The sequence below is a fragment of the Acuticoccus kandeliae genome (genome assembly GCF_003073115.1).
This window is the reverse complement of the sequence record NZ_QBBV01000001.1, coordinates 2,107,100-2,133,048: the sequence shown is the minus strand read 5'-3', so window position 1 is coordinate 2,133,048 and position 25,949 is coordinate 2,107,100. Positions and strand designations below refer to the sequence as shown.

The window sequence follows — 25,949 nt, the reverse complement described above, 5'->3', positions numbered from 1 at the left end:
GCCCCCGTGCCTCCAGCGCGCCTCTTGGGGAAGACGTCGGCTGGCGGCGGGGGTGGACGGAATTCGGGCCCGGCAGGCGCTCATCTTGGCGGCGCTGCCAGTCGAAGGATTTGCGCGAGGTCCTTGAAGAAGACGCGCACGTGCGCGAGCGGGTCGCGCCGGACGAGTTCCTTGTTCATGTAGGCTTGCCAGGTGAGGCGCTGGACGTCCGGATCGCGGCAGATGTGGACGAACCGCTCCCTCAGCCGGTCGCTGCGGTACCAGAACCACTGCATGAGACCGAGCACCTGGAAGACGCGGCCGTGCGCCTTCACGAAGGCCTTGCGCGCCGTCGCGAGTGCCGCCGCGTCGCCGGTGCGCAGGAATGCGGCGACGCTGTCCGCGGCGAGCCGGCCCGAGAGCATCGCATAGTAGATCCCCTCGCCCGAGGCCGGCGCCACCACGCCCGCCGCATCGCCGCAGACGACCACGTCGCGGCCATTGTCCCACCGCTTCAGCGGCTTCAGCGGGATGGGCGCGCCTTCGCGCCGCACGACGCGCGAGCCGGAAAGGCCCGCCTCGGCGCGCAGCGTCTCGACCGAGCGGCGCAGCGAAAAGCCCTTCACGGCCGAGCCGACGCCGACACTCGTCGTCGCCCCGTGCGGGAAGATCCAGGCATAGAAGTCGGGCGAGAGGCGGCCCTGATAGTAGACGTCGCACCGGGCGGGATCGAAGCGGGCGCCGGCGTCCGCCGCGGGCGAGGTCACGATCTCATGGTAGGCGAACACGCATGGGACCCTGTCGGCGTTCGGGATCCGCGCCGCGCGGGCGAGCGCCGAGCGCGCCCCGTCCGCGCCGACTACCGCGCGCGCGGGGACGCGATGCGTCGCACCATCGGCCTCGTAGACGACGACCGCGAGGCCGTCGGGCCGCCGCTCCAGGTCCGCGAAGGTGCCGACGCGCCGCTCCGCCCCGGCGCGTGCCGCGCGGGCGCGCAGGAACTCGTCGAACGTCTCACGGTCGACGATGCCGACATAGCCGCCATCGATGGGCATATCGACGTCGACATTGGCCGGAGAGACCATCCGGGCGGAGGACACCTTCGCGACGAGGAGGTCCGGCGGAATGCCGAAGTCTCGCACGAGGCGGGGCGGGATCGCGCCACCGCAGGGCTTGATGCGGCCAGCCTTGTCGAGAAGGAGGACGGAGAGGCCACGACCCGCGAGGTCCGCCGCCGCGGTGGCGCCGGCCGGTCCCCCACCCACCACGACGACGTCGAAGGGAGGGGTCTCGGCCATCATCGTCACCGGGCGAGCGCGGGCGCGGCAAGCGGCGGGGCGGGTTCGGCCGGCGCGCGCCGGGCGACGCCCGCCGCAAGGCGCGCGGCGAAGAGGAAGGTGATCGCCTCCACGCTGAAGACGATCGAATAGGCGGTCGCGGGGTCGGCGAAGATCGCGCGCGTCGCGTCGATCGCGGCGGTGCCGAGGAAGCCGCCGATGCCGAAGGCGAAGGCCTGCGCCGCGCCCCAAACGCCGAGGCGCACCCCCTCCCCGGCCACACGGCCGCTCCCGGCAAGGCTCATCATGGTGCCGATCGCGGCAACCGCGAACGTCCCGTTGGCAAGGCCGAGGAAGAAGACGAACGGCGAGAGCGGCCAGGCCGGCCCCGCGTGGCCCGCCGCGATCAGGCCCACGAAGGCGGCGGCCGAGGCGATGCAGCCCCCGACGGTCCACGTCTTCAGCGCGCTCGCCCGGCCGCGTCCGATCCACGTCGCCGCGAACGCCACGATGAGCATACCGACGAGCACGCCGGCGTGCTGGAGGCCCGCGAGCTGCGTGGTCTCGCCCGGCGACATGCCGAACACCGTGCCGCCAAACGGCTCCAGAATGAGGTCCTGGAGATTGTAGGCGAGCATCGACATGAAGACGAAGAGGGTGAAACGGCGCGCCTCCCCGTCCGCCCAGACTTCGCGGAGCGCCTCGCGGAAGGGCGGTTTCGCGGGCTCGGCCGCGAGGGACACGGCGTGCGGCCGCTCCAGCCCGGCGAGCGCCAGCAGCGTGACGGCGAGCGCGATCGCCGCGACCACCGCCGTCACGGTGACGAGGCGCGCGGGTGAGAACGGGTCGAGATAGCCCCCGGCGATCCCGGCGGTGACCGCGAAGCCCGCGATCATCATCAGCCAGACGATCGTCGCCGCCGCGCCCCGCCGCACGGGTTCGACGGACACCGCGAGGAGCGCGAGGAGCGCCGTCCCCGCCGCCGCGACGCCCGCGCCGACGAGGGAGAAGGCGATGATCGCGAGGGCGATCCCGGCGGCCGTGTCCGTCGCCATCCATGCCGTCGCGACCGCGGCGAGGATTCCGCCAGCGGCGAGCGTCGCCATGCCGCCGATCACCCAGGGGGTGCGGCGGCGGCTGATATCGGCGCCATGGCCGAAGCGCGGCCGCAGCACCTGGACCGCGTAATGGTAGGCGACGAGCGCGCCCGGCAGCATCGCGGGCAGCGCGTACTCCACGATCATCACGCGGTTCATCGTCGACGTCGTCAGGATCACGATCGCGCCGAGCCCGGCCTGGACGAGGCCGAGGCGCACGATGCCGACATAGGAGAGGCCCCGCGCGGGCGCCGACGCGCTCACGACAGGCCCCCGATGCCGCGCAGGCAGATGGCGCTCACGAGCATGCCGAGGACGTAGAGCGTGGTGCCGGTGGCGTTGTACCAGGCGGCCCGCTCGCGCGGCGATCCGAGGAGGCGCAGCATCAGGATGATCTGCACCGCGAGCAGGATGGTGATGATGATCGCATAGACCGGCCGGCCCCAGGCGATCAGCAGCGAGATCACGGCGATCTGCGGCAGGACCATCACCCAGCACGCGACGCGCGCGGCCGTGTCGACGCCGAGCTGGACGGGAAGCGAGCGCAGGCCCGTCGCCCTGTCCCCCGCGACCGACTTGAAGTCGTTGAGCGTCATGATCCCGTGCGCGCCGACGCTGTAGAGCGCGGCGACGAGGACGATCCGCCAGTCGGGCATCGCGGCGGCGGCGATCGCGGCCCCGGTGAACCAGGGGACGCCCTCGTAGCAGACGGCGACGGCGGCATTGCCCCACCACCCGTTCCGCTTCAGTCGCGTCGGCGGCGCGCTGTAGGCCCACGCCATCGCCATCCCGAACGCCGCCGCGGCGAAGCCGATCGGCCCGAGCAGCATCGCCGCCGAGAGCGACAGGAGCGTCCACGAGAAGGCGATATAGAGCCCCCAGCGACCCGGAATGCGGCCGGACGGGATCGGCCGGCCGGGCTCGTTGATGGCGTCGACGTGACGGTCGAACCAGTCATTGACCGCCTGGCTGGTGCCGCAGATCAGCGGCCCCGCCACGAGCAGTCCGACGAAGAGAGCGGGAATGCGCGCCGGCTCGATGGTGCCCGAGACTGAAACGACGCCGCACATGAAGGCCCACATCGGGGCGAACCATGTGATTGGCTTCAGGAGTTCCAGAGCATCTATTGCAGCGGGACGAGCCATGACAGGACGATAGGACTCGTCCTGTTTGGCGTCAATCTAAGTTGACACTAGTTTTTGACAAATACTTTGTACAATCCCAATGGGATCGCTACCGCTCCGGGTCGAGCCCAGGCGCGAGCAGGTCGAAGCGCCGCATCTTGTTGTAGAGGCTCTGCCGCGAGACGCCGAGGATCTCCGCGGCGGAGGCCCGATTGTCCTCCGTCAGACGGAGCGCGGCCTCGATGCACATGCGCTCGATGAGGTCGGTCGCCTCGCGCACGAGATCCTTCAGCGGCACGCTGCCGACAAGCTCGGTGAGCTGCTCGACCGAGCGCTCCAGGCCGGCGGTGGTCCTCGGCTGTTCCGGCCGCACGATCCGCACCGCGAGGCCGCAGCACGGCTCGCCGTTGATCGGCTTCACCATCACGCCGGAGATCTCGACGAGGTCGAAGCCGCCATGCTCACCGCGGATGATCGTGGAGAAGCGCTGCACCGCCTCGCGCTTGGTGAGGGCGCTGAGGAGGACGCTCGCGTCGACGCCGGTCCGTCCGATCCAGCGCGAGATCGGCTCGCCGCGCATCTGCTCGACCCGCGCGGTCTGGGTAAGCTCCACGAAGGCGGCGTTGGCGCTGAGCACCGTGCCGGCGGTGTCGCAGACGACGAACCCTTCCGGCATCTGGTCGATGACTTCGGCAACGCGCGACTGCGTGCGTGCCGCGCTGTCGGTCGCATCGGCGTCGGCGACGCGCAGCAGGAAGAGCGACTTGCCGCCCTGGCTGAAGAAGGAGGCGATCAGCGACAGATTCCGGCCGCCCGCGCCGCGCACGTCCACCGCGTCGCTCCCGCCGGTCGCCCTCACCTTGGCGAGCAGCGCCTCGACGGTCGGCGCGTCCGCGCCATCGACGAGGCTCGTGAATTCGGCCGCATTGATCCGCGCGGGCTTGAGGTCGAGGAGGGTGATGGCGGCCGGGTTCGCGTCGACGATGCGCTCGGTGACGGCGTCGACGATCACGACCGCCTCGGTCGTCATCTGGAAGAGGATGCGGTAGCGCGCCTCCGCGCTGCGCACGCGCGCATATTCGCGTTCCATCGACTGCTGGGCCGCAATGAGGCGCTGCTGGAGGTTCGCGATGCCGATGAGCTCGCGCCCCGCGATGATCCGCGACTGGTCCGCCGCGACATGGATCACCGCATATTCGACCGGAAGGTCGTTCTCGCCCCCGAACGGGTGGTTGATCTGCCGCCAGCGGCGCAGGCCGCTCAGGTCTTCCGCCATCAGCGTGTCGATCTTCGGCACGCTCTCCGTGGTGACGAATTCGGCGAACGGCTTGCCGATCCAGCGCTTCACGTCGAGCTTCGCCAACTCGGGCGCGTTGACGGACACATCGACGACGACACCGTCCGCGTCGAGTATAATTGCTATATCGGCTGCTTTCGCAATGGCGGAAGCAGCATCGGACGCGTCGAAATTCGGCAATGGGTAGTCCATATGGAATCGACCGAGCACAGCCCCAGCAGGAGCACCTTCAATCGCACTATATTGATCCAAGATCAATTAATTGGACGGCGATGCTCATCGCCGACCGGCTTCGGAACAAGGCGGTCCGCCTTGGTTACCGCCGCGCGAGCATCCTCCGCGGTCCCATCCGCCCCCACCTGTTGCACGAGCGAAGGGGATGCGTTGAAGGGTGATCCGCCGGCCATGATGACGACATCGTCGAGGCGCGACTCGCCGCGCATCATGCCGATCGCGAGCGAGGTGCCTTCGATCGCACGCTCGCTGCTGGCGGAGATGGCGATGAGTTGGACCGGGTTCTGCGCGAGGAAGGCCTGGACCTCCGAGACGCTGAAGGACGGCACCGTGTCGACCTGCCAGCCCGCGCGATAGAGAAACGTCTCGATCATGAAGAGGCCGAAGGTGTGCTGCTCGCCGGGCGCCGGCACCAGGAAGGCGCGCCGCCCGCCGAACGCCGCCGAAATCTCCGTAAAGGCGTGGCTGAAGTGGTGAAACACCTGCTGCAACGTGCCGAGCGCGATGGTGACGTCGGTGAAGGAACGGATGTCCTCGGCCCACAGCACGCCGAGGCGGCGGGCGGACGGCGCGAAGAGATCGAGGAATATTGTCTGGAGGGAGATCCCCTCCTCCTGCACCCGCTCCACATGACGGATACAATCCGACGGGCCGGACGACAGGACGAGCTTGGTGATCGTCTCGATATCAGCCTCAACGATTCGGCGCTGATCCTGCGGCTGCGGCTGGCTTATTTCAGCCTTTGAGTGAACCAACAGAAGACGTGGGATGATTTCTCCCTCGATCGTCCGCGTCAGCGCTTTGAGGTGCCCCAGTCTGTCCGGTCGATCTAGTTGAAGACAGGTCAGGCTGGTCGTCGAAAACCCGCTTTTACCATTGTTTTCACGGCCGGATTCCCCGAAAGCAAGTTCGGTAACGTTCACGTTCCGCCCTCCGCCGTTTATATTCTTTGGTTAGAATTAGACGATTTTAGCGTCCAAGACGAGGGTCCGCCACCGGCCTTTTGAACGCGACTCAAGACCCGCGCGACGACGCTGCTTCAACAACACAGCCATTGTGATGTCTAATATATTTTACGTCAATCCAAGTTGACACTTGTAGGGAAGCGGAACTAGCATCCGAGCGTCGCCTTACCAGGATCGGTTCTCTGGAAATGTCGCTTCGCCCGCCCCAAACCCGAGCCCGGCCCCTCTATTCGGCCGCTGAGCGAGAGCGGCGGGACGGCTCGGTCTGGACCCTCGTCCAGGGCATCCTGGCACCCATCCAGTTCGCCGTCTTCCTGGTCAGCCTCGCCCTCGTGATCCGCGTGCTCGCGACCGGCGAAGGCGAGGTCGCCGCGACCATCTCGATCGTCGCGAAGACTTTCGTCCTCCTGACGATCATGGTCACCGGCTCGATCTGGGAGAAGGTGGTCTTCGGCCGCTATCTCTTCGCCCCCGCCTTCTTCTGGGAGGACGCGGTCTCGATGATCGTGATCGCCCTCCACCTCGCCTACGTCGCGGTCCTCGTCACCGGCGCGCTCGACCTCACACAACAGATGTGGCTCGCCCTCGCCGCCTATGCCGCCTACGTCATCAACGCGACGCAGTTCGTCCTGAAGCTGCGGGCCGCGCGGCTGGCCTCTCCGGAGGCGGTGCCCTCGGGGCTCGGGGTCACGGCGTGAGCGCGGGCTGCGCGACGCCAGGCGACACCGGCCGGGGTTGCGCGGCGGCGCCGGTCCTGCGCGAACGCGGGCAGCGCGAGGTCTTCTGCGGCCTCACCGGGATCGTCTGGCTGCACCGCAAGATCCAGGACGCGTTCTTCCTCGTCGTCGGCTCGCGCACGTGCGCGCATCTCCTGCAATCGGCGGCGGGCGTCATGATCTTCGCCGAGCCGCGCTTCGCGACCGCGATCATCGAGGAGCGCGACCTCGCGGGCCTCGCCGACATGAACGACGAGCTCGACGCGGTGGTCGCGCGGCTCATCGCGCGGCGGCCGGAGATCCGCCTCCTCTTCCTCGTCGGCTCGTGCCCCTCCGAGGTCATCAAGCTCGACCTGTCGCGCGCGGCCGCGCGGCTCGACGCGATCCATGGGCCGGCGCTGCGGGTGCTGAATTATTCGGGGAGCGGCATCGAGACGACCTTCACCGAGGGCGAGGATGCCTGCCTCAGCGCGCTTGCCGCGACGCTGCCCTCGGCGGCGGCCGACGCGGGGCCGTCGCTGCTCGTCGCGGGTGTCCTGCCGGATATCGTGGAGGACCAGTTCGCGCGCCTCTTCGCGGCGATGGGGATCGAGGCGGCGTTCCTCCCCGCCCGCCGCGCCGACGCGATGCCCGCGATCGGGCGGGAGACCCGCGTCCTCCTCGCACAGCCCTTCCTTGGCAACACCGCCCGCACCCTGGCCGAGCGGGGCGCGACGCGCATCGCCGCCCCCTTCCCCTTCGGTGCGGAGGGCACCACGCTCTGGCTCCGCGCCGCGGCCGAGGCGATGGGTGTCGCGCCGGCGACCTTCGAGCGGGCGACCGCGCCCGCCCGCCGTCGCGCCGAGACCGCACTCGCCGCACGCCGCGCGGCGCTCGCGGGAAAGTCGATCTTCTTCTTCCCCGACTCGCAACTCGAACCCTCGCTCGCCCGCTTTCTCGCCCGCGAGATGGGGATGCGCCCCGTCGAGGTCGGCACCCCCTATCTCCATCGCGAGCATCTCGCCGAGGAGCTGGCGCTTCTCCCCGAAACGACGCGCCTTGCCGAAGGGCAGGACGTCGACCGCCAGCTCGACCGCTGCCGCGCCGCCAAGCCGGACCTTGCCGTGTGCGGTCTCGGCCTCGCCAACCCGCTGGAGGCGGCCGGTATCCGCACGAAGTGGGCGATCGAGCTGATCTTCTCGCCGATCCACGGCTACGAGCAGGCGGCCGACCTTGCCGACCTCTTCGTGCGCCCGCTCGATCGCGCGGATCGCCTCGCAGCGCTGGAGGCGGCCGCATGAAGCTCACCGTGTGGACCTATGAGGGGCCCCCGCACGTCGGCGCGATGCGCGTCGCGACGGCGATGAAGGGCCTTCACTATGTCCTCCACGCGCCGCAGGGGGACACCTACGCCGATCTCCTCTTCACGATGATCGAGCGGCGCGACCACCGCCCGCCGGTGACCTACACCACCTTCCAGGCGCGCGACCTCGGCGCCGACACCGCCGCGATCTTCCAGACCGCGTGCGCCGACGCATTCGAGCGGTTCGCGCCGGATGCGATCATCGTCGGCGCGTCCTGCACGGCCGAGCTGATCCAGGACGACCCGGCGGGCCTTGCGAGCGCGCTGCGCCTTCCAGTCCCCGTGATCCCGCTCGAGCTGCCGTCCTACCAGAAGAAGGAGAATTGGGGCGCGGCAGAGACCTTCTACGCGCTCGTGCGCCGGCTCGCCGATCCCGGCACGCGGCCCGCCGATCCGGAGGCCGCGCGCCGGACCTGCAACATTCTCGGCCCGACCGCGCTCGGCTTCCGCCACCGCGATGACGTGGTCGAGGTGGCCGCGATCCTGGAGCGTCTCGGCATCGAGGTGAACGTCACCGCCCCGCTCGGCGCCCGCCCGTCCGATCTTACGCGGATCCCGGCGGCCGGGTTCAATGTCGTCCTCTACCCCGAGATCGCGGACACGGCGGCGCGCTGGCTCGAACGCACCTTCGGGCAGGCGCGGACACGGACGGTCCCGATCGGCGTCGGCGCCACCACGGACTTCGTCCACGAGGTGGCGGCGCTCGCCGGGGTGGACCCCGCCCCCGCGCTCGGCGGCTCGCGACTCCCCTGGTGGTCGCGCTCGGTGGATTCCAACTACCTCACCGGCAAGCGCGTCTTCATCTTCGGGGACGCGACTCACGCGGTGGCCGCCGCCCGCGTCTGCGCCGACGAGCTCGGCTTCACCATCGCCGGCCTCGGCACCTACGCCCGCGAGTTCGCGCGCGAGGTCCGCGCCGCAGCGACAGGCTACGGCATCGAGGCGCTCGTCACCGACGACTATCTCGAGGTGGAGGCGGCGATCGCCGCGCTCGCGCCCGAACTGGTGCTCGGGACGCAGATGGAGCGGCACATCGCCAAGCGCCTCGGCATCCCGTGCGCGGTGATCTCGGCCCCCGTCCATGTGCAGGATTTCCCCGCGCGGCACTCGCCGCAGATGGGCTTCGAGGGCGCGAACGTCCTCTTCGACACGTTCGTGCACCCCCTCACGATGGGGCTCGAGGAGCATCTCCTCACGATGTTCCGCGACGATTTCGAATTCCACGACGCGGCCGGCCCGTCTCACCTCGATGCCGCGCCGTCACCCCTGGCCGAGACATCCGCCGCCAGTGACGCCCCGATCCTCTGGCACAGCGAGGCGGAGAAGGAGCTCCGCAAGATCCCGTTCTTCGTTCGAGGCAAGGCGCGCCGCAACACCGAGCAATACGCGGCGACGCGCGGTCTCGCGACCATCTCCCTGGAGACGCTTTACGATGCGAAAGCCCACTTCGGCCGTTGACGCGACCCCGGTGCGGGTCGCCATCATCACGCTCGACAGCCACCTTGCAGGCATCGTCGAGCGGGCGGCCGAGCAGCTTTCGCAGACCCTTCCGGGCCTCGTCCTGACGCTCCACGCCGCGAGCACCTGGCAGTCCGAACCGCAAGAACTGACCGCGTGCCGCGAGGCGATCGCCCGCGCCGACATCATCGTCGCCTCGATGCTGTTCATCGACGAGCACATCAGCGCCGTCCTCCCCGACCTCGAGGCGCGGCGGGACGATTGCGACGCGATGGTGTGCCTGATGTCGGCCGGCGAGATCATCCGCCTGACGCGCATGGGCCGGTTCGAGATGGGGGCGAAGGACGCCGGGATCGTCGGGCTCTTGAAGCGGCTGCGCGGCTCGTCCGGCCGCAGCGCGGCGGCGAAAAGCTCCGGTGCCAGCCAGATGCGGATGCTGCGCCGCCTGCCGAAGATCCTGCGCTTCATCCCCGGCACCGCCCAGGACGTGCGGGCCTACTTCATCGCGATGCAATATTGGCTGGCGAGCTCGGACGAGAACGTCGCCGCGCTCGTGCGCTTCCTCGTCTCCCGTTACGCGCGCGGCGTCCGCGAGACGCTGTCCCATCATCTCGATGTGCCGCCGCCGACCGAATATCCGGAAGTCGGCCTCTATCACCCGCGCCTCGCGACGCGGATGACCGAGACGCTGGAGGACCTGCCGCGCCGAGGGACAGCCGGCACCATCGGCATCCTCATCATGCGCGCCTATGTCCTGTCGGGCGACACGGCGCACTATGATGGCGTCATCGACGCGCTGGAGGCGAAGGGCTTCAACGTGGTGCCCGCCTTCGCGAGCGGGCTCGACTCGCGCCCCGCCATCGACCGCTACTTCACCGCGAAGGACGGTTCGGCGCGCATCGACGCCCTCGTCTCCCTCACCGGCTTCTCGCTCGTCGGCGGGCCCGCCTACAACAACGCCTCCGCCGCCGAGGATCTCCTCGCCCGGCTCGACGTGCCGTACATCGTCGCCCAGCCGCTGGAGTTCCAGACGCTGGAGGAATGGGACGCCTCGCCCGCCGGCCTCCTGCCGATCGAGGCGACCATCATGGTCGCGATCCCCGAGCTAGACGGGGCCGCCGCGCCAACCGTCTTCGGCGGCCGCTCCTCCGTCGACCCGACCAACCGCCACATGCAGCCGAGCCCGGACCGCTGCGCGCGCCTTGCCGAACGCGTGGAGAAGATGGTTGCGCTCCGCCGCACACCGCGCTCGGAGAGGCGCATCGCGGTGGTCCTCTTCAACTTTCCGCCGAACGCCGGGGCGGCGGGCACGGCGGCCTATCTCGCGGTCTACGAGTCGCTCTTCAACACGCTGACGCGCCTTGCCGCCGAGGGCTACACCGTCACGGTGCCCGACAGCGTCGATGCCCTGCGCGCGGCACTCCTGACCGGCAACGCCGCGCGGCACGGGACGGACGGCAACGTCCACGCCCTCATCCCGGCGGACGACCATGTCCGCCGCGAGCCGCACCTTGCCGAGATCGAGACCCAGTGGGGTCCGGCGCCGGGCCGCGCGCTGACGGACGGCCGCTCGATCTTCGTTCTCGGCGCACGCTTCGGCAACGTCTTCGTCGGCCTCCAGCCGGGGTTCGGCTACGAGGGCGACCCCATGCGGCTCCTCTTCGAGAAGGGGTTCGCGCCGACCCATGCGTTCAGCGCCTTCTATCGCTGGCTGCGGGAGGATTATCGCGCCCACGCGGTCCTCCATTTCGGCACCCATGGCGCGCTGGAATTCATGCCGGGCAAGCAGGTCGGCCTGTCGCGCGAATGCTGGCCGGACCGCCTCATCGGCGCGATGCCCAACCTCTACCTCTACGCCGCGAACAACCCGTCCGAGGGGCTGATCGCCAAGCGCCGCGCGGGGGCGACGCTCGTCTCCTACCTCACCCCGGCGGTGACGCAGGCCGGCCTCTATCGCGGCCTCCTCGACCTCAAGGGCTCGCTCGACCGCTGGCGGCAGCGCGACGGGACGGCGACGCTCGACGAGAGCGAGATGGCGGCGCTGATCCAGGCCCAGGCGAGCGCGATCGACCTCGCCGCCGCCGAGCCGGCATGGACGGACCCGGACCGGGAGATCGCGGCGCTGCGCATCGCGATGCACGAGCTCGAAGAGACGCTCATTCCCGATGGCCTCCACATCGTCGGCGCGCCGCTGAGCGAGGCCGCGCGCGCCGATCTCCTCGCGGCGATGGCCGAGGCGAAGACCGGCGCCCGCCCGGCCGCCGCGACGATCGACGCGCTGATGGCCGGCCGCGAGACCCCGCTCGATGGCGACGTCGCCGACGCGCTGCGGACCGCGAACCGCCTCCTCGGCGAGGATCACGAGCTCCCGGCGATCGTGCGCGCCCTCGACGGCCGCTTCATCCGTCCCGTCGCCGGCGGGGACGTGATCCGCACGCCGGACGTGCTGCCGACGGGGCGCAATGTCCACGGCTTCGACCCCTTCCGCATCCCGAGCGCCTTCGCGATGGCCGATGGCGCGGTGCAGGCGGCGCGCGTCCTCGCCCGCCACACCGAGGCGGGCGCGGCGCTCCCCGAGACCGTCGCCTTCGTTCTCTGGGGCACGGACAATCTGAAGAGCGAGGGCGGCGCGATCGCACAGGTTCTCGCCCTCCTCGGCGCACGGCCGCGCTTCGACAGCTACGGCCGGCTCGCCGGCGCCGTCCTCGCCCCGCTCGACGATCTCGACCGCCCGCGCATCGACGTGATGATGACGCTGTCCGGCATCTTCCGCGACCTCCTCCCGCTCCAGATGCGGCTCCTGGCCGAGGCGAGCTGGCTCGCCGCCACCGCCGACGAGCCCGTGGAGCGCAACTTCGTGCGCAAGCATGCGCTCGCGGAGCAGGCGGCGACGGGAACCGACATCGAGACCGCGTCCCTGCGCGTCTTCTCCAACGCCGGCGGCGCGTACGGCTCAAACGTCGCCCAGCTCGTCGATTCCAGCGCCTGGACCGACGCCGACGAGCTGGCGGAGACCTACACGCGCCGCAAGTCCTTCGCGTACGGGCGGGACGGCCGGGCGGCGCAGCACACCCAGCACCTCGGCCACCTCCTCTCCCACGTCGACCTTGCCTACCAGAACCTTGAATCGGTGGAGCTCGGCGTCACCACGGTGGACCATTATTTCGACACGCTCGGCGGCATCTCCCGCGCGGTGACCCGCAGCCGGGGCGCCTCCGTGCCCGTCTATATCGGCGACCAAACCCGCGGGACGGGCAAGGTGCGCACGCTGTCCGAGCAGGTCGCGCTCGAGACGCACACGCGGATGCTGAACCCGAAATGGACCGAGGGGATGCTGAAGCACGGCTACGAGGGCGTGCGGCAGATCGAGGCGCACGTCACCAACGTCGTCGGGTGGTCGGCGACCACGGGCAAGGTCCAGCCCTGGGTCTACCGGCGGCTGAGCGAAACCTACGTGCTCGACCCCGAAATGCGCGCGCGGATGGCCAAGCTCAATCCCGCCGCCTCGGCCCGCGTCGCGAACCGGCTGATCGAGGCGCACGAGCGCAATTACTGGCAGCCGGACGCGGCGACCCTCGCCGCCCTGCGCGACGCCGGCGACGAGCTCGAAGACATCCTGGAAGGCGTCGGACCGGACATCAGTGTCGAGGAGGCCGCATGAATATCGCGATCCGCAATCCGGTCCGCGGCGACGGGGAAGGCAGCGTGCAGGTCGCGCTGGACCCGACGCTGAAGATCGAGACCGCGAAGGTGTTCGCCGTCTACGGCAAGGGCGGCATCGGCAAGTCGACGACCTCGTCGAACCTGTCGGTCGCGTTCTCGAAGCTCGGCAAGCGCGTCCTCCAGATCGGCTGCGACCCGAAGCACGATTCCACCTTCACGCTGACGAAGAGCCTCTGCCCCACGGTGATCGACGTTCTGGAATCGGTCGACTTCCACTCCGAGGAGCTGCGGACCGAGGATTTCGTCTTCCAGGGCTATAACGGCGTCATGTGCGTCGAGGCGGGCGGCCCCCCCGCCGGCACCGGCTGCGGCGGCTATGTCGTCGGCCAGACGGTCAAGCTCCTCAAGGAGCATCACCTCCTGGAGGACACCGACGTCGTCATCTTCGACGTGCTCGGCGATGTCGTGTGCGGCGGCTTCGCCTCGCCGCTGCAGCACGCGGAGCGGGCGGTGATCGTCACCGCGAACGACTTCGATTCCATCTTCGCGATGAACCGCATCGTCGCCGCCATCGTGGCGAAGTCCAAGAACTATGACGTGCGCCTCGGCGGCGTGATCGCCAACCGCTCGGCCGACACCGACGAGATCGACCGCTTCAACGAGGCGGTCGGGCTGAAGCGGCTCGCGCACTTCAAGGACATCGACGCGATCCGCCGCTCGCGGCTGAAGAAGCGGACGCTGTTCGAGATGGAGGCGACGCCGGAGATCGAGGCCGTGCAGCAGGAATATCTCCAGCTCGCCGCGCGCCTTTGGGCCGGCACGACGCCCCTCACCGCCACGCCGATGAAGGACCGCGAGATCTTCGATTTCCTGGGGTTCGACTGATGACCGATTCATCCTATCTCGGCCGCAGGGCCGAACTCGAAACATATTTCGACCGGACAGCAGTGGACGGCTGGGAGAAGCTCACCTCCAACGCCAAGCTGTCGCGCATCCGCGAGACCGTGCGCGCGGGGCGGGACGAGATGCGTGCCGCCCTCCTCGACTGGCTCCCCGCCGACCTCTCCGGCGCGCGGGTGCTCGACGCCGGATGCGGCACCGGGATGCTCAGCTTCGAGATGGCCCGCCGGGGCGCCGACGTCGTCGCCTCCGACATCTCCCACGCGCTGATCAAGCTCGCCAAGCAGCGCAAGCCGCGTGATCTCGGCCGCGGCAAGGGGCGGATCATCTTCTATGTCGGCGACATGCTGGACCGGGGCCTCGGCCGCTTCCACTACGTCGTCGCGATGGATTCGCTGATCCACTACCAGACCGACGACATGGCGGGCGCGATCGAGCGGATCGCGGAGCGCACCGACAAGGCGATCCTCTTCACCTTCGCCCCGCGCACCCCGGCGCTCGCCGCGATGCACGCGGTCGGCCGCCTCTTCCCGCGCAGCGACCGCGCGCCGGCGATCGAGCCGGTGTCCGTGCGCAAGCTCGCGGAGACCTTAGGAGAGACGCCCGGCCTCGCCGACTGGCGGCTCACCCGCACGCAGCGCATCTCGCGCGGCTTCTACACCTCGCACGCGCAGGAGCTGCAGCCGAAATGAGCCTCGCCCGCCGCATCCGCGTCGTCGACTTCAGCAGGGTGAGCCCGCGCCTGCTGCCGTTCGCGGATGCTGCGTCGGAGACCCTCCCCCTCCCGCGCCTCCTGCGCCTGTCGCTCTTCCAGGTCTCGGTCGGGATGGCCGTCGTCCTCATCACCGGCACGCTCAACCGGGTGATGATCGTGGAGATGGGCGTGCCGGCCTGGATCGTCTCGGTGATGATCGCGCTGCCCCTGGTGTTCGCGCCGCTGCGCGCCCTCATCGGCTTCCGCTCGGACGAGCATCGCTCCATCCTCGGCTGGCGGCGCGTGCCCTATGTCTGGTTCGGGACGCTCCTTCAGTTCGGCGGCCTCGCGATCATGCCGTTCGCGCTGCTCCTCCTCTCGGAGGGGGGTGTCACCGGTCCGTCCTGGGCCGGCGAAGCGGGTGCCGCGCTCGCGTTCCTGCTCGTCGGAGCGGGCCTCCACACCACGCAGACCGCGGGCCTTGCCCTTGCGACCGACATCGCGCCCACGGAATCACGCCCCCGTGTCGTCGCGCTCCTCTATGTGATGCTCCTCGTCGGGATGCTCGCGGCCGCGCTCGCCTTCGGCCAGCTCCTCGCCGACTTCAGCAATCTGCGCCTCATCCAGGTGATCCAGGGCGCCGCTCTCGTGACGGTCGCGCTCAATGTCGCGGCGCTCTGGAAGCAGGAGACGCGCAACCCGCGCCTCACCGCGCCGGACCGGCCGCGCCGCGCGTTCCTGCCGACCTGGCGCGCCTTCGCCAACGATCCCGGCTCGCGCCGCCTCCTCGTGACGACGGCGCTCGGCACGGCCGGCTTCTCGATGCAGGACGTGCTCCTGGAGCCCTATGGGGCACAGGTTCTCGGCCTCTCGGTGGGCGAGACCACCGAGCTGACGGCCCTCCTCGCCGGCGGAACGCTGATCGGCTTTACGCTGAGCGCGTCGATGCTCGGCCGCGGCGTCGATCCCCATCGGCTCGGCGGCTACGGCGCGCTCGTCGGCATCGTCGCCTTCGCAATCGTGACGCTCGCGGGACCGCTGGCGTCGCCGATCCTGTTCGCCCTCGGCGCGGGGCTCATCGGCGTCGGCGGCGGGCTCTTCGTGATCGCGACGCTCGTCGCCGCAATGGCACTCGCTGACGGCGGGCGGACCGGGCTCGCGCTTGGCGCATGGGGCGCCGTGCAGGCGACGGCCGCCGGTGTCGCGATCGCGGCCGGTGGCGCGCTGCGGGACGCGTTCGGCGCGCTCGCGACCTCGGGCGCGCTCGGCCCCGCCCTCTCCACCCAGGCGGTCGGCTACAGCGTCGTCTACCAGATCGAGATCGCCCTGTTGTTCGCAACCCTCGTCGCGATCGGGCCGCTCGCCCGCTACACCATCGACAAGAATAAAACACCGTTGAGACGATTTGGTTTGGCGGATTTGCCGAACTGATCGACCGAAGGAGGATGTCGCCATGCAACCGTCTGCGGCCATTACTGGGCACATCGATGTCGCGCTCGTCGTGCTCTACGCCTTCTGGATCTTCTTCTTCTGTCTCGTCGTCTATCTCCAGCGGGAAAGCCGGCGCGAAGGCTTCCCGATGGTCCCCGACACGGTGCTCGAGGTGCGGGCGCGCAAGGGCGACATGGGTCTCGCGACCCCGCCGAAGAAGCGCTACCTCACGCTGTTCGACGGCCTCGTCTACGTGCCGGAGCGCGAGCGGGCCGACACCCGCCCCATCGCCGCCGTGCCCGCCTTCCGCGCACCCGGCTCGCCGCTGATCCCCACCGGCAACCCGCTCGTCGACGGGGTCGGACCGGCGGCCTACGCGCCCCGCGTAGACTTCCCCGAGCGCACCTTCGAGGGGCTCGACCGGATCGTCCCGATGCGGGTCGCCCATGAGCACTACGTCGCCAGCGAGGATCGCGACCCGCGCGGGATGCCCGTCCTTGCCGCCGACGGCCGCCTCGCCGGCACCGTGACCGACCTCTGGGTCGACCGCTCCGAAGGGGTCGTCCGCTATGTCGAACTGGAGCTGTCCGACCACGCCGTCGTCACCCGCGGACCGGAGGTCCACGCCGCGGTGGTCGAGCGCGAGGTCGATGTGGTCGCCCACACCGCGGGCGGCGAAACGGTGGTCGCTGTCGTCGAGACCGAGACGGTCGAGCCGGTGGTGGTGACGCCGGAGATGTTCGGGCGGCGCGTTCTCATGCCGATCGGCTTCGCAAGGGTCGACGCCCGCCGACGCCGTCTCGAAACGAAGGCCATCACCGCGGCGCAATTCGGCGACGTTCCGCGCATCGCGAGCCCGTCGCAGATCACCCTCGCCGAGGAGGATCGCATCGTCGGCTATTTCGGCGGCGGCGCACTCTACGCAACGCCGCTTCGCGCGGAGCCGCTGCTATGAGCGAGGACATCCACGTCGAACCGCTGCGCGGCCTGCCCGAACCGCTTCCGGAGGGCGAGCGCATCCTGTGGCAGGGCGCGCCGGACTGGAAGGCGCTCATGGTGGACGTGTTCCACGCCCGCGCGGTGCTCATCTATGCGGCGATCCTCATCGTGTGGCGGACCGCGAGCATCCTGCACGACGGAGGCAGCGCCGAGGCGGCCGCGATCGCGGGGCTGTGGCTTCTGCTGCTGCCCATCGGGGCGATCGCCATCCTCGGCGCGCTTGCCTGGGCGACGGCGGCCTCCACCGTCTACACGATCACCAACAGACGCATCGTGATGCGGATCGGGATCGCGTTGACCGTCACGCTGAACCTGCCCTTCCGGTCCGTCGCGGCGGCGCACTACAAGGCGGCCGTGTTCGGCACCGGCGACATCGCGGTGGCGCTGTCGGGGTCGGACCGCATCTCCTTCCTCGTCTTGTGGCCCCATGCGCGGCCCTGGGCGGTGAAACGGCCGCAGCCGATGATGCGCGGCGTGCCGGACGGCGAGCGCGTCGCCAACATCCTCGCCAAGGCGCTCGCCGCCAACGCGCGCCAGGCGGCGCTGACGGTCGAGCCCGCGCCCGCTCGCGCAGCGGCGGCGATCCGCCCCGCGGCGCTGACCTCCTGAGGGGATGGAGGACGCCATGGCCATTCCCAACATCCCCGTCCCGTCCCGCGCGGTGCTCGGCGTCGCCGCCCTCCTCGGCTTCGCGTTCGTGAGCGTCGCGCTCGCGCGGATCGAGAAGGTCTCGGCAACGCCGATCCCGTTCGCGCCGGTGGCCGAGACGCAGATCCTCCAGTTCACCGACCGCGCCGACGGCGCCGTCCTCGCACTGCGGGAAGACGGCACCGTGCAGGCGGTCATCGCGCCCGAGACGGGGGGCTTCGTGCGGGGGGTCCTGCGCGCCCTCGTGCGGTCGCGCGCCCAGCTCGGGCTCGGTCGCGAGGATGGCGGCTTCGCGCTCAACCGTCTCTCCGACGGGCACATCACCCTGTCGGACCCCGCCACCGGACAGCAGGTCGATCTCGGCGCGTTCGGGCCGACGAACCAGGCCGCATTCGCGGCCATCATGACGCCGGAGACAGGACAATGATGGCACGCTTGTTTCCCCGCGAGACGATCAAGACCGCCTGCACGGTCGAGGTCGAGCACACCTTCGAGAGCCTCTCGGCCCATGTCGTCCTCGACGGCGACATCGCGATCGAGCCCGGCGACGAGGTGAAGGTCCACGGCGAGGCGATCCGCGTCCCCTATGGCGAGCGCGCCGTGTTCCGCCGGGAGGCGACGGTCGTGCGCGCCGGACCGATCGAGCGCATGTGGACCCGGCTCACCGGCGACACCGAATTCATGGAGCTCTGCGAATTCAGCTTCTCGGAAAGGACCACGCTATGAACGCCCCTCTCCGTCAGGCGAACGTCGCCGCGGCCGTTCCGGCGCGCGAGGTCAACGAGACCACCCGCGCGGCGCAGGAAACGACGATGCTGTCGCCGCGCTTCTACACCACCGATTTCGACGAGATGGACAGGCTCGACGTCTCCCCGGTCCGCGCCGACTGGGACGAGCTGATCGCGGAGCTGAAGGCCGACCACAACAAGGGCCACTTCAAGAAGACCGAGGAGTGGGACACGATCGACTTCGACGCGCTCTCACCGGGCCTGCGCAAGGAGCTCGTCGACTTCCTCGTCTCGTCCCTGACCGCCGAATTCTCCGGCTGCGTCCTCTACAAGGAGATGAAGAAGCGGGGCACGAACAAGGATATCTGCGAGCTCTTCAGCTACATGAGCCGCGACGAGGCGCGCCACGCGGGGTTCATCAACGACGCGCTGAAAGAGGCGAATATCGGCGTCGATCTCGGCTTCCTGACGAAGACGAAGAAGTACACCTACTTCAAGCCGAAGTTCATCTACTACGCGACGTATCTGTCCGAGAAGATCGGCTACGCGCGGTACATCACCATTTTCCGTCACCTGGAGAAGCATCCCGAGAACCGCTTCCACCCGATCTTCAAGTGGTTCGAGAAGTGGTGCAACGACGAGTTCCGCCACGGCGAGGCCTTCGCCCTCCTGATGCGGGCGAACCCGCACATCCTCGAAGGCCGCAACACGCTCTGGGTCCGCTTCTTCCAGCTCGCCGTCTACGCGACGATGTACGTGCGCGACCACGCCCGGCCCGAGTTCCACAAGGCGCTCGGCATCGACCCGACCGACTACGACTATCGCGTCTTCGCGCTGACGTCGGAGATCTCGAAGCAGGTCTTCCCGGTGCTCCTCGACATCGACAATCCGGCCTTCCGGCGCGGCCTCGAGCGGCTGCGCACCAATGGCGAGGCGATGGCGAAGGCGAAAGCCGAGGGCGGTGTCGGCGGGGCCATCCGGCGGAGCTGGCTCGCGGCGCGGTCCGCGGCGATCTTCGCCCGCCTCTATCTCCTGCCGGTGAAGCGGAACGACCTGCCGGACACCGTCCGCCTCCAGCCGGTCTGGTAGGAGGGTTCCGGGTGCTCCCCCACGCCGCCGCCTTTCTCACCGTGGTCTTCGTCTGGTGGTTCTCGACCGGGGTGATCCTCGTTGCGAGCGGCCGGCCACGGCGGGCGCACGGGTGGACGGCAGCGGCGGCGACGGTGGTGCTCGCGATCTCGCTGGTCGGCCTCCATCTCGGCCGCGACGACACGACGGTCGCCGGGGCCTACATCGCCTTCCTCTGCGCGATCGGGGTGTGGAGCTGGCACGAATTGATGTTCCTGCACGGCTTCATCACCGGCCCGCGCATCACTTCGGCCCCGCCGCCGGAGGCCGGGGTGAGCCGGTTCCGCGCCGCGACGGAGGTCATCCTCTATCACGAGGTCGGGCTCGCACTGACGCTCGGCGCGGTTGCGCTCATCACCGCCGGCGGCGCGAACAAGGTCGGCATCATGACCTTCGCGATCCTGTGGGTCATGCGCCTCTCGGCGAAGTTCAACGTCTTCCTCGGGGTGCGGAACCTCTCCGAGGACTTCCTGCCCGCGCACCTTGCCTATGTCGAAAGCTACTTCCGCCGCACGCCGATGAACCCGCTCCTGCCCTTCTCGGTGGTGGCGGGACTCGTGGCGGCCGGCCTCCTCCTCTCCGGCGCGTTCGACCCGGCGGCGACCCCCTTCGCGGTCGCGCGGGACACGCTGACCGCAACGCTCGTCCTCCTCGCGGTGATCGAGCATCTCTTCATGGTCGCGCCCTTCCCCGCGACCGGCCTGTGGCGGTGGGGCATGGCCTCCCCTCCCACCCAACCCGAGACGCGGCGACTGCGCACTGAAGCGCCCGCCCCCTAGACCGGATCGACAAACGACCGACGCTGGAGACCGACCATGGATTTTGACAGATTTTTCAGAGACCAGATTGACGGCCTCCATCGCGAAGGGCGCTACCGCGTCTTTGCGGACCTTGAACGACGCCGCGGCGCGTTTCCGCAGGCGCGCCGCCATGCGGGCGGCGAGATTTCCGACGTCACCGTCTGGTGCTCGAACGACTATCTCGGCATGGGGCAGCATCCGACGGTACTCGCCGCGATGCATGAGGCGCTCGACCGCTGCGGCGCGGGCGCGGGCGGGACGCGCAACATCTCCGGCACCAACCACTATCATGTGGAGCTGGAGCGCGAGCTCGCCGACCTTCACCACAAGGAGGCCGCGCTCCTCTTCACCTCCGGCTACGTCTCGAACTGGGCAGCGCTTGGAACGCTCGCCTCGCGCATCCCGGATTGCGTGGTCCTCTCCGACTCGATGAACCACGCCTCGATGATCGAGGGCATCCGCCATTCGCGCGCGACGAAGGTGCTGTGGCGGCACAACGATCCCGACGACCTCGACGCCAAGCTGTCCGCGCTCGACCCGAAGGTGCCGAAGCTCGTCGCCTTCGAGAGCGTCTATTCGATGGACGGCGACATCGCGCCCATCGCCGAGATCTGCGATGTCGCCGAGAAGCACGGCGCCATGACCTATCTCGACGAGGTGCATGCCGTCGGCCTCTACGGCCCACGCGGGGGCGGCGTTGCCGAGCGCGAGGGGCTGATGGACCGCCTCACGGTGATCGAGGGGACGCTCGGCAAGGCGTTCGGCGTCCTCGGCGGCTATATCGCCGCGTCCGCGCCGCTGTGCGATTTCATCCGCTCCTTCTCGTCCGGCTTCATCTTCACCACGGCGCTGCCGCCGGCGGTCGCGGCAGGGGCGCGGGCCTCGGTCGCCCACCTCAAGGTCAGCGACGCGGAGCGGACCCGCCATCGCGACCGCGTGCGGAAGGTGCGCGACCGGCTCGACGCGATCGGGATCCCCCACCTCGCCAATCCGAGCCACATCGTGCCGGTGATGGTGAAGGATCCGGCCAAGTGCAAGCTGATCAGCGACCACCTCCTCGACCATCACAGCATCTACGTGCAGCCGATCAACTACCCGACCGTGGCACGCGGGACGGAGCGGCTCCGCATCACGCCGAGCCCGCTGCACAGCGATGCGGACATCGACCACCTCGCCCGCGCGCTGAACGCGCTCTGGTCGCGCTGCGCGCTCAATCACGTGTCCGTCGCCGCCTGAACGCCCTCGCCTGGCCACAACGGCCAGGCCCTTCCGTCGGGTCCTCCTCCACCCGGCGCATGGAAACTGAAAACGCCCGCTTCGGACCGAAGCGGGCGTTCTTTCGTCGGCGGATGCGGGCCGCGAGGGCCCGCCCGGAGGCGGTGCCCCCTACTGGGTACCCGGCGTCGGTGTCTCGGCGCTCGGCGTCTCGGCCGGCGCGGGCTCCGCGGCGGCCGGAGCCTCGCCAGAGCCTTCCGGTGTCGTCGGCGGCGCGGGGGTGTCCGGCGCGGCCGCAGCCTCGGTCGCAGGTGTCTCCGCCGGGGTCGCCGCGGTGTCGGCCGGCGAGTTGGCGGCATCCGGGGCCGCAGGGGTCGCGGCCGCGAGCGGCATCGGCTCCAGGGTGCGCGGCAGGAGCTCTTCCGGCGTCGTCGTGTTGGCGGCGGCGAGCGAGGGATAGTCCGGCAGCATCGAGACGCCGTTCAGCGGCTTGCTGAGCCCCTGGTGGCACGTCCCGCACGCCACCTTGCCGACATCCCCGTGGGGTCCCAGCCTGTGCGGCGGAAACACCTCGGTGATCGGTCCGAGATAGTTCTCGTTGAGGTCCCGCGCGAGGCGGATGCCGTACCAGGCCGTCGCCCGCTGGGGCGGGCTCTGCGCCCAGTCGGTGAAGGCGCGGGTGTTGTGGCAGAAGGTGCAGTTCACGCCGAGCGATTGCGACATGTGCATCATCAGCGCGTAGGTCTGCTCGGTCTGCTTGGTCGACGCGGCGTTGCCGGTCGGGAGCGCCGTGTCGGAGACGACGCGGATCTGCGTGTCGGAATCCAGATACCGCATCAGCGGCGTCAGCCCGAGCGAGGTGTCGCCCGCGACCTCCGACGCGCCATAGAGCTCCTTGTAATAACCAAGCATCGCATTGCTGCCCGGCTGAACGCCCGTGATTTCCGGCTCATACCAGGCGAATTCCGGCACGTTCTTGCCGCGATGGCAGGTGTTGCAGGTGACGCCCGTGGTTTTGACGTGATCGGTCCACTGGTTGTTGATGTGCCGCGTCATCTCGATCATCCAGCGGGAGACGCGCTTGGTGTAGAGGGAATCGTCGGCGAACCCGGCCGCCGAGTGGCAGTAGGTGCAGCCCTGCTCGGGCGCCACCCAGGCGGTGATGGCGAGCATCAGCCGCGTGAACTGCGCCTGGCTGAGATCGCCCAGCACCTGGACATTCTCGTACGCCTCGCTCGCCTTCGGCCCCGCCGTGATCAGCGGCATCGTGGGCGGCGTCACGACGTTGGCGGCAAGGAGGGCCGCCTCCTCGCGCGGGTTCGCGACATCGATCATGCCGGTGCCGCGATAGCCGATCTGCCGGGACTCGATCGGCGGCCGGGAATAGTCCGGCATGAGGAGCATCGCCGCGCCGATCAGCACCACGACGACGGAGAGGAATGAGATGCGCAGGCCGCTTTTCATTGCACCGCCTCCGTCGGCAGGAAGACGCTCGGATCCGGCGTCGGCGGATAGACTTCGGGATAGATCGGCGCGTAGCCGTGCTTGACGGCCCACAGGTACCAATTGTCGACCACCGTTCCGGTGAGCAGGATGCCGATGCCGCCGGTGATCGTGGTCAGCGCGGCGAACCACCAGGCCCAGCGGTGGATCGATTCAAACGTGGCGTTGAAGCCGATGCACCAGCGCCAGAAGAGCGCGCCGCGCTCGGCCGCCGTGCCGCGATAGAGGATCTGGTCGATCTCCCGGTCACCGCCGAGCTTCGTCAGCGCGAGGATGGTGCCGGCGTGCATCCCGAACAGCACCGCCGACCCGTAAAGGAAGACGATCGAGAGGCAGTGGAACGGGTTGTAGAAGAGGTTGCCGTACCGGATCGAGAGCGAGGCGGTCCAGTCGAGATGGGGGAAGATGCCGAACGGCACCGCCTCTCCCCATGAGCCCATCAGGATCGGCCGGAAGAAGCCGAGCACGAGATAGAGCCAGATCGCCGCCGCGAAGCCCCACGCGACGTGCGAGCCGAGGCCGAGCTGGCGCGAGCGACGGTAGATCCGCACCCACCACAGGATGATCGACGCGGTGAGGAAGAAGCCGGCGAGGAGCCACCAGCCGCCCTCGTTGAGGGGTGGCAGGATGGTGAGCCCATAGGCCGGCGATGGCGGCTCGAGCGCGAGCCAGGGTAGCTGGCGCACGAACTCCACCGGATCCCAGTCCACCGAGGCCCACATGTTGAGGCCGATGATCTCGAACGCGATGAAGCCGCACAGGAGGGACAGCGAGCCGAGATAGCCGAGATAGATCGGGCCGATCTGCGCGTCGCCGAACTGGCCGAGCCAGTAGCTGAAGGTCGGCCGCCCGGTGCGCCGGAAGGTGGAGTACGGGACGGGTACGCCCGGCTCTCCAGCGGCGGTGCGGATCTGGACCTGCGTGAAGATGTTCTGATAGGTCGCCATTGTCCTCGCCCCTCCTTATTGCTGCCAGATCGGAAGGTTGAGCCACCAGCTCCACCATTCCGGCCAGCCGCGCGTCCAGAACGGCCCGCTGATGACGATGCAGACGGCGCTCCAGAAGGCGGCGTTGATCGCCAGGAACGCGCCGAGACGGTGGATGCCGAGCGGGCCGATCGAGTAGCCGATCGTGTCGCGGAAGAACGTGTTCTCGTGGTCCGGCGTCTTCACCGCCTCGCCCTTGCCGGGGTTGGAGGTGGCGAGGATCAAGCCGCCATGGAGCGACAGGGCGAGCGCGGTGGTGAAGAAGAAGCTCACCGCGATCATGTGCGCCGGATTGTAGTGGAAGTGCAGGTACTGGTAGCCGACGTTCGACACCCAATCGAGATGCGAGAAGATGCCGTAGGGGAAGGCGTGGCCCCATGCGCCCATCAGCACAGGCCGGATCACGACGAGGGTGATGTAGGCAAGGATCGCGAAGGAGAAGATGAACGGCACGTGGTAGCCCATGCCGAGCTTGCGGGCGATCTCCACCTGCCGCAGCGCCCACGATACGAAGGCGCCGATCGCGCACATGGTGATGAGCTGCCACAGCCCGCCTTCGGCGAGCGGGGCGAAGGACAGGCCATAGGCGATGTCCGGCGGCGCGATGTTGATCTTCCAGGGGTTCCAGGTATCGCCGAGCGCGGCGCCCCACAGGATGAAGCTCGTGCCGAGCGTGGAGAAGAAGATCGTGGTGACACCGAAGAAACCGACATAGAACGGCCCGACCCAGAAGTCGAACAGGTCTCCCCCGATCAGGGTGCCACCCCTCACGCGATACTTACGCTCGAAATTCAGCATAGCCATGCCATTGAGCTCCTGCACGGTTCGCGAGGCGAAATCGGACGAGGATCAGGGGGGCGGGGCCGCATGGGTCGACGGCGGACGCTCTGCGCCCTCCGCCGCCTGTGCTGGTCCGGGTCCCTCCTGACCCGTTCTCGCGCGCTGCCCTGCAGCGCCGATCGTCAGGCCGGGTTGGCGGCCACCGCCGGTGCCGGCCGCATGTGCGCGCCAGGTCCTTCGAGCCAGTTGAACCGATCCGTGCTGAGCAGGATGAAGTGGATCAACAGGGCAAGGACGAAGAGGAAGGTGAACAGCGCCACAAGTGTTCGACGAGGGTCGAACAGCAACCACATTCTCCACATGGTCTGTTCTCCTATCCGATCAGCGCGCTGACGGTCGCCGAGGCGAACGTAGTGGCGTCTTGCAGCGAAGTGTAGCCTTCCGGTCCTGGCAACCACGGGCGCCACATCCACACGAGGACGTGGGCGACAATGGCGATAACGACGAATATGACGAAACTCGTCATGAATACGCTGTGGAACTCTTGCGCTTCGGCCTCAGTCAACCCCGATAGGGAGACCGGCCGTTCTTCTCCTGCCATTGAAATACCTCCGCACTTGGCCTTGCGGCCTCTGGACGCCGCGCACGACCCGCGCGACAGGGTTGGCCGCGTCGTCTGCGGCCGAGGTTCTCCGGCTGACGGCCGGGAGACGGTCCGCCTCAGAAGGCGTAGGGAAGCGTCCGATAGGCTGCGGCCTTCGCCTCGGCGAAGATCGACCCGCGACGCCGCCGCGGCATCGGTCCGACGGGGCGCGACTGCGGGATCATCCGCTCAGCGAGCGCCCCGACGACGAACAGAGGAAAGGACATGATGAAGACGACGCGAAAATCCCTCTCGCGCTTCGTCAAGATGTGACTGTGGGGCGCACTCTTCATTTCTAACCTCCACTCTTCTTTTGCTTGACCACGAGCGGCGCGCCGACGG

Annotated in this window: 25 protein-coding genes; 14 read left to right on the top strand and 11 right to left on the bottom strand. The window is 69.0% G+C overall.

All coding sequences use genetic code 11. From position 1 onward, the window contains the following. Positions 1 to 80 precede the first annotated feature (80 nt). From DBV35_RS09695 to DBV35_RS09675, 5 genes are all read right to left on the bottom strand, one after another. Positions 81 to 1,277 carry a geranylgeranyl diphosphate reductase gene (locus DBV35_RS09695; RefSeq protein WP_108659945.1) on the bottom strand — a complete coding sequence of 399 codons (1,197 nt, stop codon included), beginning with the start codon at positions 1,275 to 1,277 and terminating at the stop codon, positions 81 to 83. A gap of 5 nt (positions 1,278 to 1,282) precedes the next feature. Then, the gene (locus DBV35_RS09690) at positions 1,283 to 2,617 is read right to left on the bottom strand and encodes a BCD family MFS transporter (RefSeq protein ID WP_245943890.1); all 1,335 of its coding nucleotides are present in this window, start codon (positions 2,615 to 2,617) and stop codon (positions 1,283 to 1,285) included. Next, on the bottom strand, positions 2,614 to 3,498 hold the full coding sequence (chlG, locus tag DBV35_RS09685) for a chlorophyll synthase ChlG (protein ID WP_108659944.1): 885 nt from the start codon (positions 3,496 to 3,498) through the stop codon (positions 2,614 to 2,616). Before chlG ends, DBV35_RS09690 begins: the two co-directional genes overlap by 4 nt. 88 nt (positions 3,499 to 3,586) lie before the next feature. After that, the gene (ppsR, locus tag DBV35_RS09680) at positions 3,587 to 4,966 is read right to left on the bottom strand and encodes a transcriptional regulator PpsR (RefSeq protein WP_108659943.1); all 1,380 of its coding nucleotides are present in this window, start codon (positions 4,964 to 4,966) and stop codon (positions 3,587 to 3,589) included. Between the two features lie 62 nt (positions 4,967 to 5,028). After that, complete coding sequence (locus DBV35_RS09675) at positions 5,029 to 5,931, bottom strand: cobalamin B12-binding domain-containing protein (protein ID WP_157961657.1); 903 nt, start codon at positions 5,929 to 5,931, stop codon at positions 5,029 to 5,031. A 230-nt stretch (positions 5,932 to 6,161) separates the two neighbouring features. Here DBV35_RS09675 and bchF point away from each other — a divergent pair, with 230 nt between their 5' ends. From bchF to hemA, 14 genes are read left to right on the top strand one after another with little or no spacing between them, the layout of a single operon-like run. Then, entirely contained in the window at positions 6,162 to 6,671 is a 510-nt protein-coding gene (gene bchF, locus DBV35_RS09670) for a 2-vinyl bacteriochlorophyllide hydratase (protein ID WP_108659941.1), read from the top strand. Further along, positions 6,668 to 7,969: a ferredoxin:protochlorophyllide reductase (ATP-dependent) subunit N gene (locus DBV35_RS09665; RefSeq protein WP_108659940.1), complete on the top strand. Its 1,302-nt coding sequence runs from the start codon at positions 6,668 to 6,670 to the stop codon at positions 7,967 to 7,969. Before bchF ends, DBV35_RS09665 begins: the two co-directional genes overlap by 4 nt. Further along, the gene (bchB, locus tag DBV35_RS09660; protein ID WP_108659939.1) at positions 7,966 to 9,489 is read left to right on the top strand and encodes a ferredoxin:protochlorophyllide reductase (ATP-dependent) subunit B; all 1,524 of its coding nucleotides are present in this window, start codon (positions 7,966 to 7,968) and stop codon (positions 9,487 to 9,489) included. The genes DBV35_RS09665 and bchB overlap by 4 nt, the downstream gene beginning before the upstream one ends. Then, positions 9,464 to 13,150 (top strand): magnesium chelatase subunit H, encoded by a 3,687-nt coding sequence (locus tag DBV35_RS09655; protein WP_108659938.1) that lies wholly within the window; start codon positions 9,464 to 9,466, stop codon positions 13,148 to 13,150. Before bchB ends, DBV35_RS09655 begins: the two co-directional genes overlap by 26 nt. Beyond that, the gene (gene bchL, locus DBV35_RS09650; RefSeq protein WP_108659937.1) at positions 13,147 to 14,037 is read left to right on the top strand and encodes a ferredoxin:protochlorophyllide reductase (ATP-dependent) iron-sulfur ATP-binding protein; all 891 of its coding nucleotides are present in this window, start codon (positions 13,147 to 13,149) and stop codon (positions 14,035 to 14,037) included. Before DBV35_RS09655 ends, bchL begins: the two co-directional genes overlap by 4 nt. Beyond that, positions 14,037 to 14,744, top strand: a complete 708-nt coding sequence (bchM, locus tag DBV35_RS09645; protein WP_108659936.1) for a magnesium protoporphyrin IX methyltransferase — start codon at positions 14,037 to 14,039, stop codon at positions 14,742 to 14,744. The genes bchL and bchM overlap by 1 nt, the downstream gene beginning before the upstream one ends. Continuing rightward, the gene (locus tag DBV35_RS09640; RefSeq protein WP_108659935.1) at positions 14,741 to 16,177 is read left to right on the top strand and encodes a BCD family MFS transporter; all 1,437 of its coding nucleotides are present in this window, start codon (positions 14,741 to 14,743) and stop codon (positions 16,175 to 16,177) included. The genes bchM and DBV35_RS09640 overlap by 4 nt, the downstream gene beginning before the upstream one ends. Positions 16,178 to 16,199: 22 nt before the next feature. Further along, a complete protein-coding gene (gene puhA, locus DBV35_RS09635; RefSeq protein WP_108659934.1) occupies positions 16,200 to 17,132 on the top strand; it encodes a photosynthetic reaction center subunit H in 933 nt (310 codons plus the stop codon). Next, the gene (puhB, locus tag DBV35_RS09630; protein ID WP_108659933.1) at positions 17,129 to 17,785 is read left to right on the top strand and encodes a photosynthetic complex putative assembly protein PuhB; all 657 of its coding nucleotides are present in this window, start codon (positions 17,129 to 17,131) and stop codon (positions 17,783 to 17,785) included. Before puhA ends, puhB begins: the two co-directional genes overlap by 4 nt. Positions 17,786 to 17,801: 16 nt before the next feature. After that, positions 17,802 to 18,251, top strand: a complete 450-nt coding sequence (gene puhC, locus DBV35_RS09625) for a photosynthetic complex assembly protein PuhC (protein WP_157961656.1) — start codon at positions 17,802 to 17,804, stop codon at positions 18,249 to 18,251. Next, positions 18,251 to 18,550, top strand: a complete 300-nt coding sequence (locus DBV35_RS09620) for a hypothetical protein (protein WP_108660649.1) — start codon at positions 18,251 to 18,253, stop codon at positions 18,548 to 18,550. Before puhC ends, DBV35_RS09620 begins: the two co-directional genes overlap by 1 nt. After that, a complete protein-coding gene (acsF, locus tag DBV35_RS09615) occupies positions 18,547 to 19,641 on the top strand; it encodes a magnesium-protoporphyrin IX monomethyl ester (oxidative) cyclase (protein ID WP_108659931.1) in 1,095 nt (364 codons plus the stop codon). The genes DBV35_RS09620 and acsF overlap by 4 nt, the downstream gene beginning before the upstream one ends. A gap of 11 nt (positions 19,642 to 19,652) precedes the next feature. Further along, positions 19,653 to 20,459: a putative photosynthetic complex assembly protein PuhE gene (gene puhE / locus DBV35_RS09610; RefSeq protein WP_157961655.1), complete on the top strand. Its 807-nt coding sequence runs from the start codon at positions 19,653 to 19,655 to the stop codon at positions 20,457 to 20,459. A gap of 36 nt (positions 20,460 to 20,495) precedes the next feature. Next, on the top strand, positions 20,496 to 21,716 hold the full coding sequence (gene hemA / locus DBV35_RS09605; RefSeq protein WP_108659930.1) for a 5-aminolevulinate synthase: 1,221 nt from the start codon (positions 20,496 to 20,498) through the stop codon (positions 21,714 to 21,716). Between the two features lie 150 nt (positions 21,717 to 21,866). Here hemA and pufC read toward each other — a convergent pair whose 3' ends face one another. The 6 genes from pufC to DBV35_RS09575 all read right to left on the bottom strand — a co-directional run bounded on the left by pufC (position 21,867) and on the right by DBV35_RS09575 (position 25,900). After that, a complete protein-coding gene (gene pufC, locus DBV35_RS09600; protein WP_108659929.1) occupies positions 21,867 to 23,159 on the bottom strand; it encodes a photosynthetic reaction center cytochrome PufC in 1,293 nt (430 codons plus the stop codon). Continuing rightward, positions 23,156 to 24,145, bottom strand: coding sequence for a photosynthetic reaction center subunit M (gene pufM / locus DBV35_RS09595; RefSeq protein ID WP_108659928.1), 990 nt, complete (start codon positions 24,143 to 24,145; stop codon positions 23,156 to 23,158). The genes pufC and pufM overlap by 4 nt, the downstream gene beginning before the upstream one ends. 15 nt (positions 24,146 to 24,160) lie before the next feature. After that, entirely contained in the window at positions 24,161 to 24,988 is an 828-nt protein-coding gene (gene pufL / locus DBV35_RS09590; protein WP_108659927.1) for a photosynthetic reaction center subunit L, read from the bottom strand. Positions 24,989 to 25,146: 158 nt separating this feature from the next. Then, complete coding sequence (gene pufA / locus DBV35_RS09585; protein WP_108659926.1) at positions 25,147 to 25,326, bottom strand: light-harvesting antenna LH1, alpha subunit; 180 nt, start codon at positions 25,324 to 25,326, stop codon at positions 25,147 to 25,149. A gap of 11 nt (positions 25,327 to 25,337) precedes the next feature. Next, the gene (gene pufB / locus DBV35_RS09580; RefSeq protein ID WP_108659925.1) at positions 25,338 to 25,565 is read right to left on the bottom strand and encodes a light-harvesting antenna LH1, beta subunit; all 228 of its coding nucleotides are present in this window, start codon (positions 25,563 to 25,565) and stop codon (positions 25,338 to 25,340) included. A 119-nt stretch (positions 25,566 to 25,684) separates the two neighbouring features. After that, on the bottom strand, positions 25,685 to 25,900 hold the full coding sequence (locus DBV35_RS09575) for a hypothetical protein (protein WP_157961654.1): 216 nt from the start codon (positions 25,898 to 25,900) through the stop codon (positions 25,685 to 25,687). Between the last annotated feature and the right edge of the window lie 49 nt (positions 25,901 to 25,949).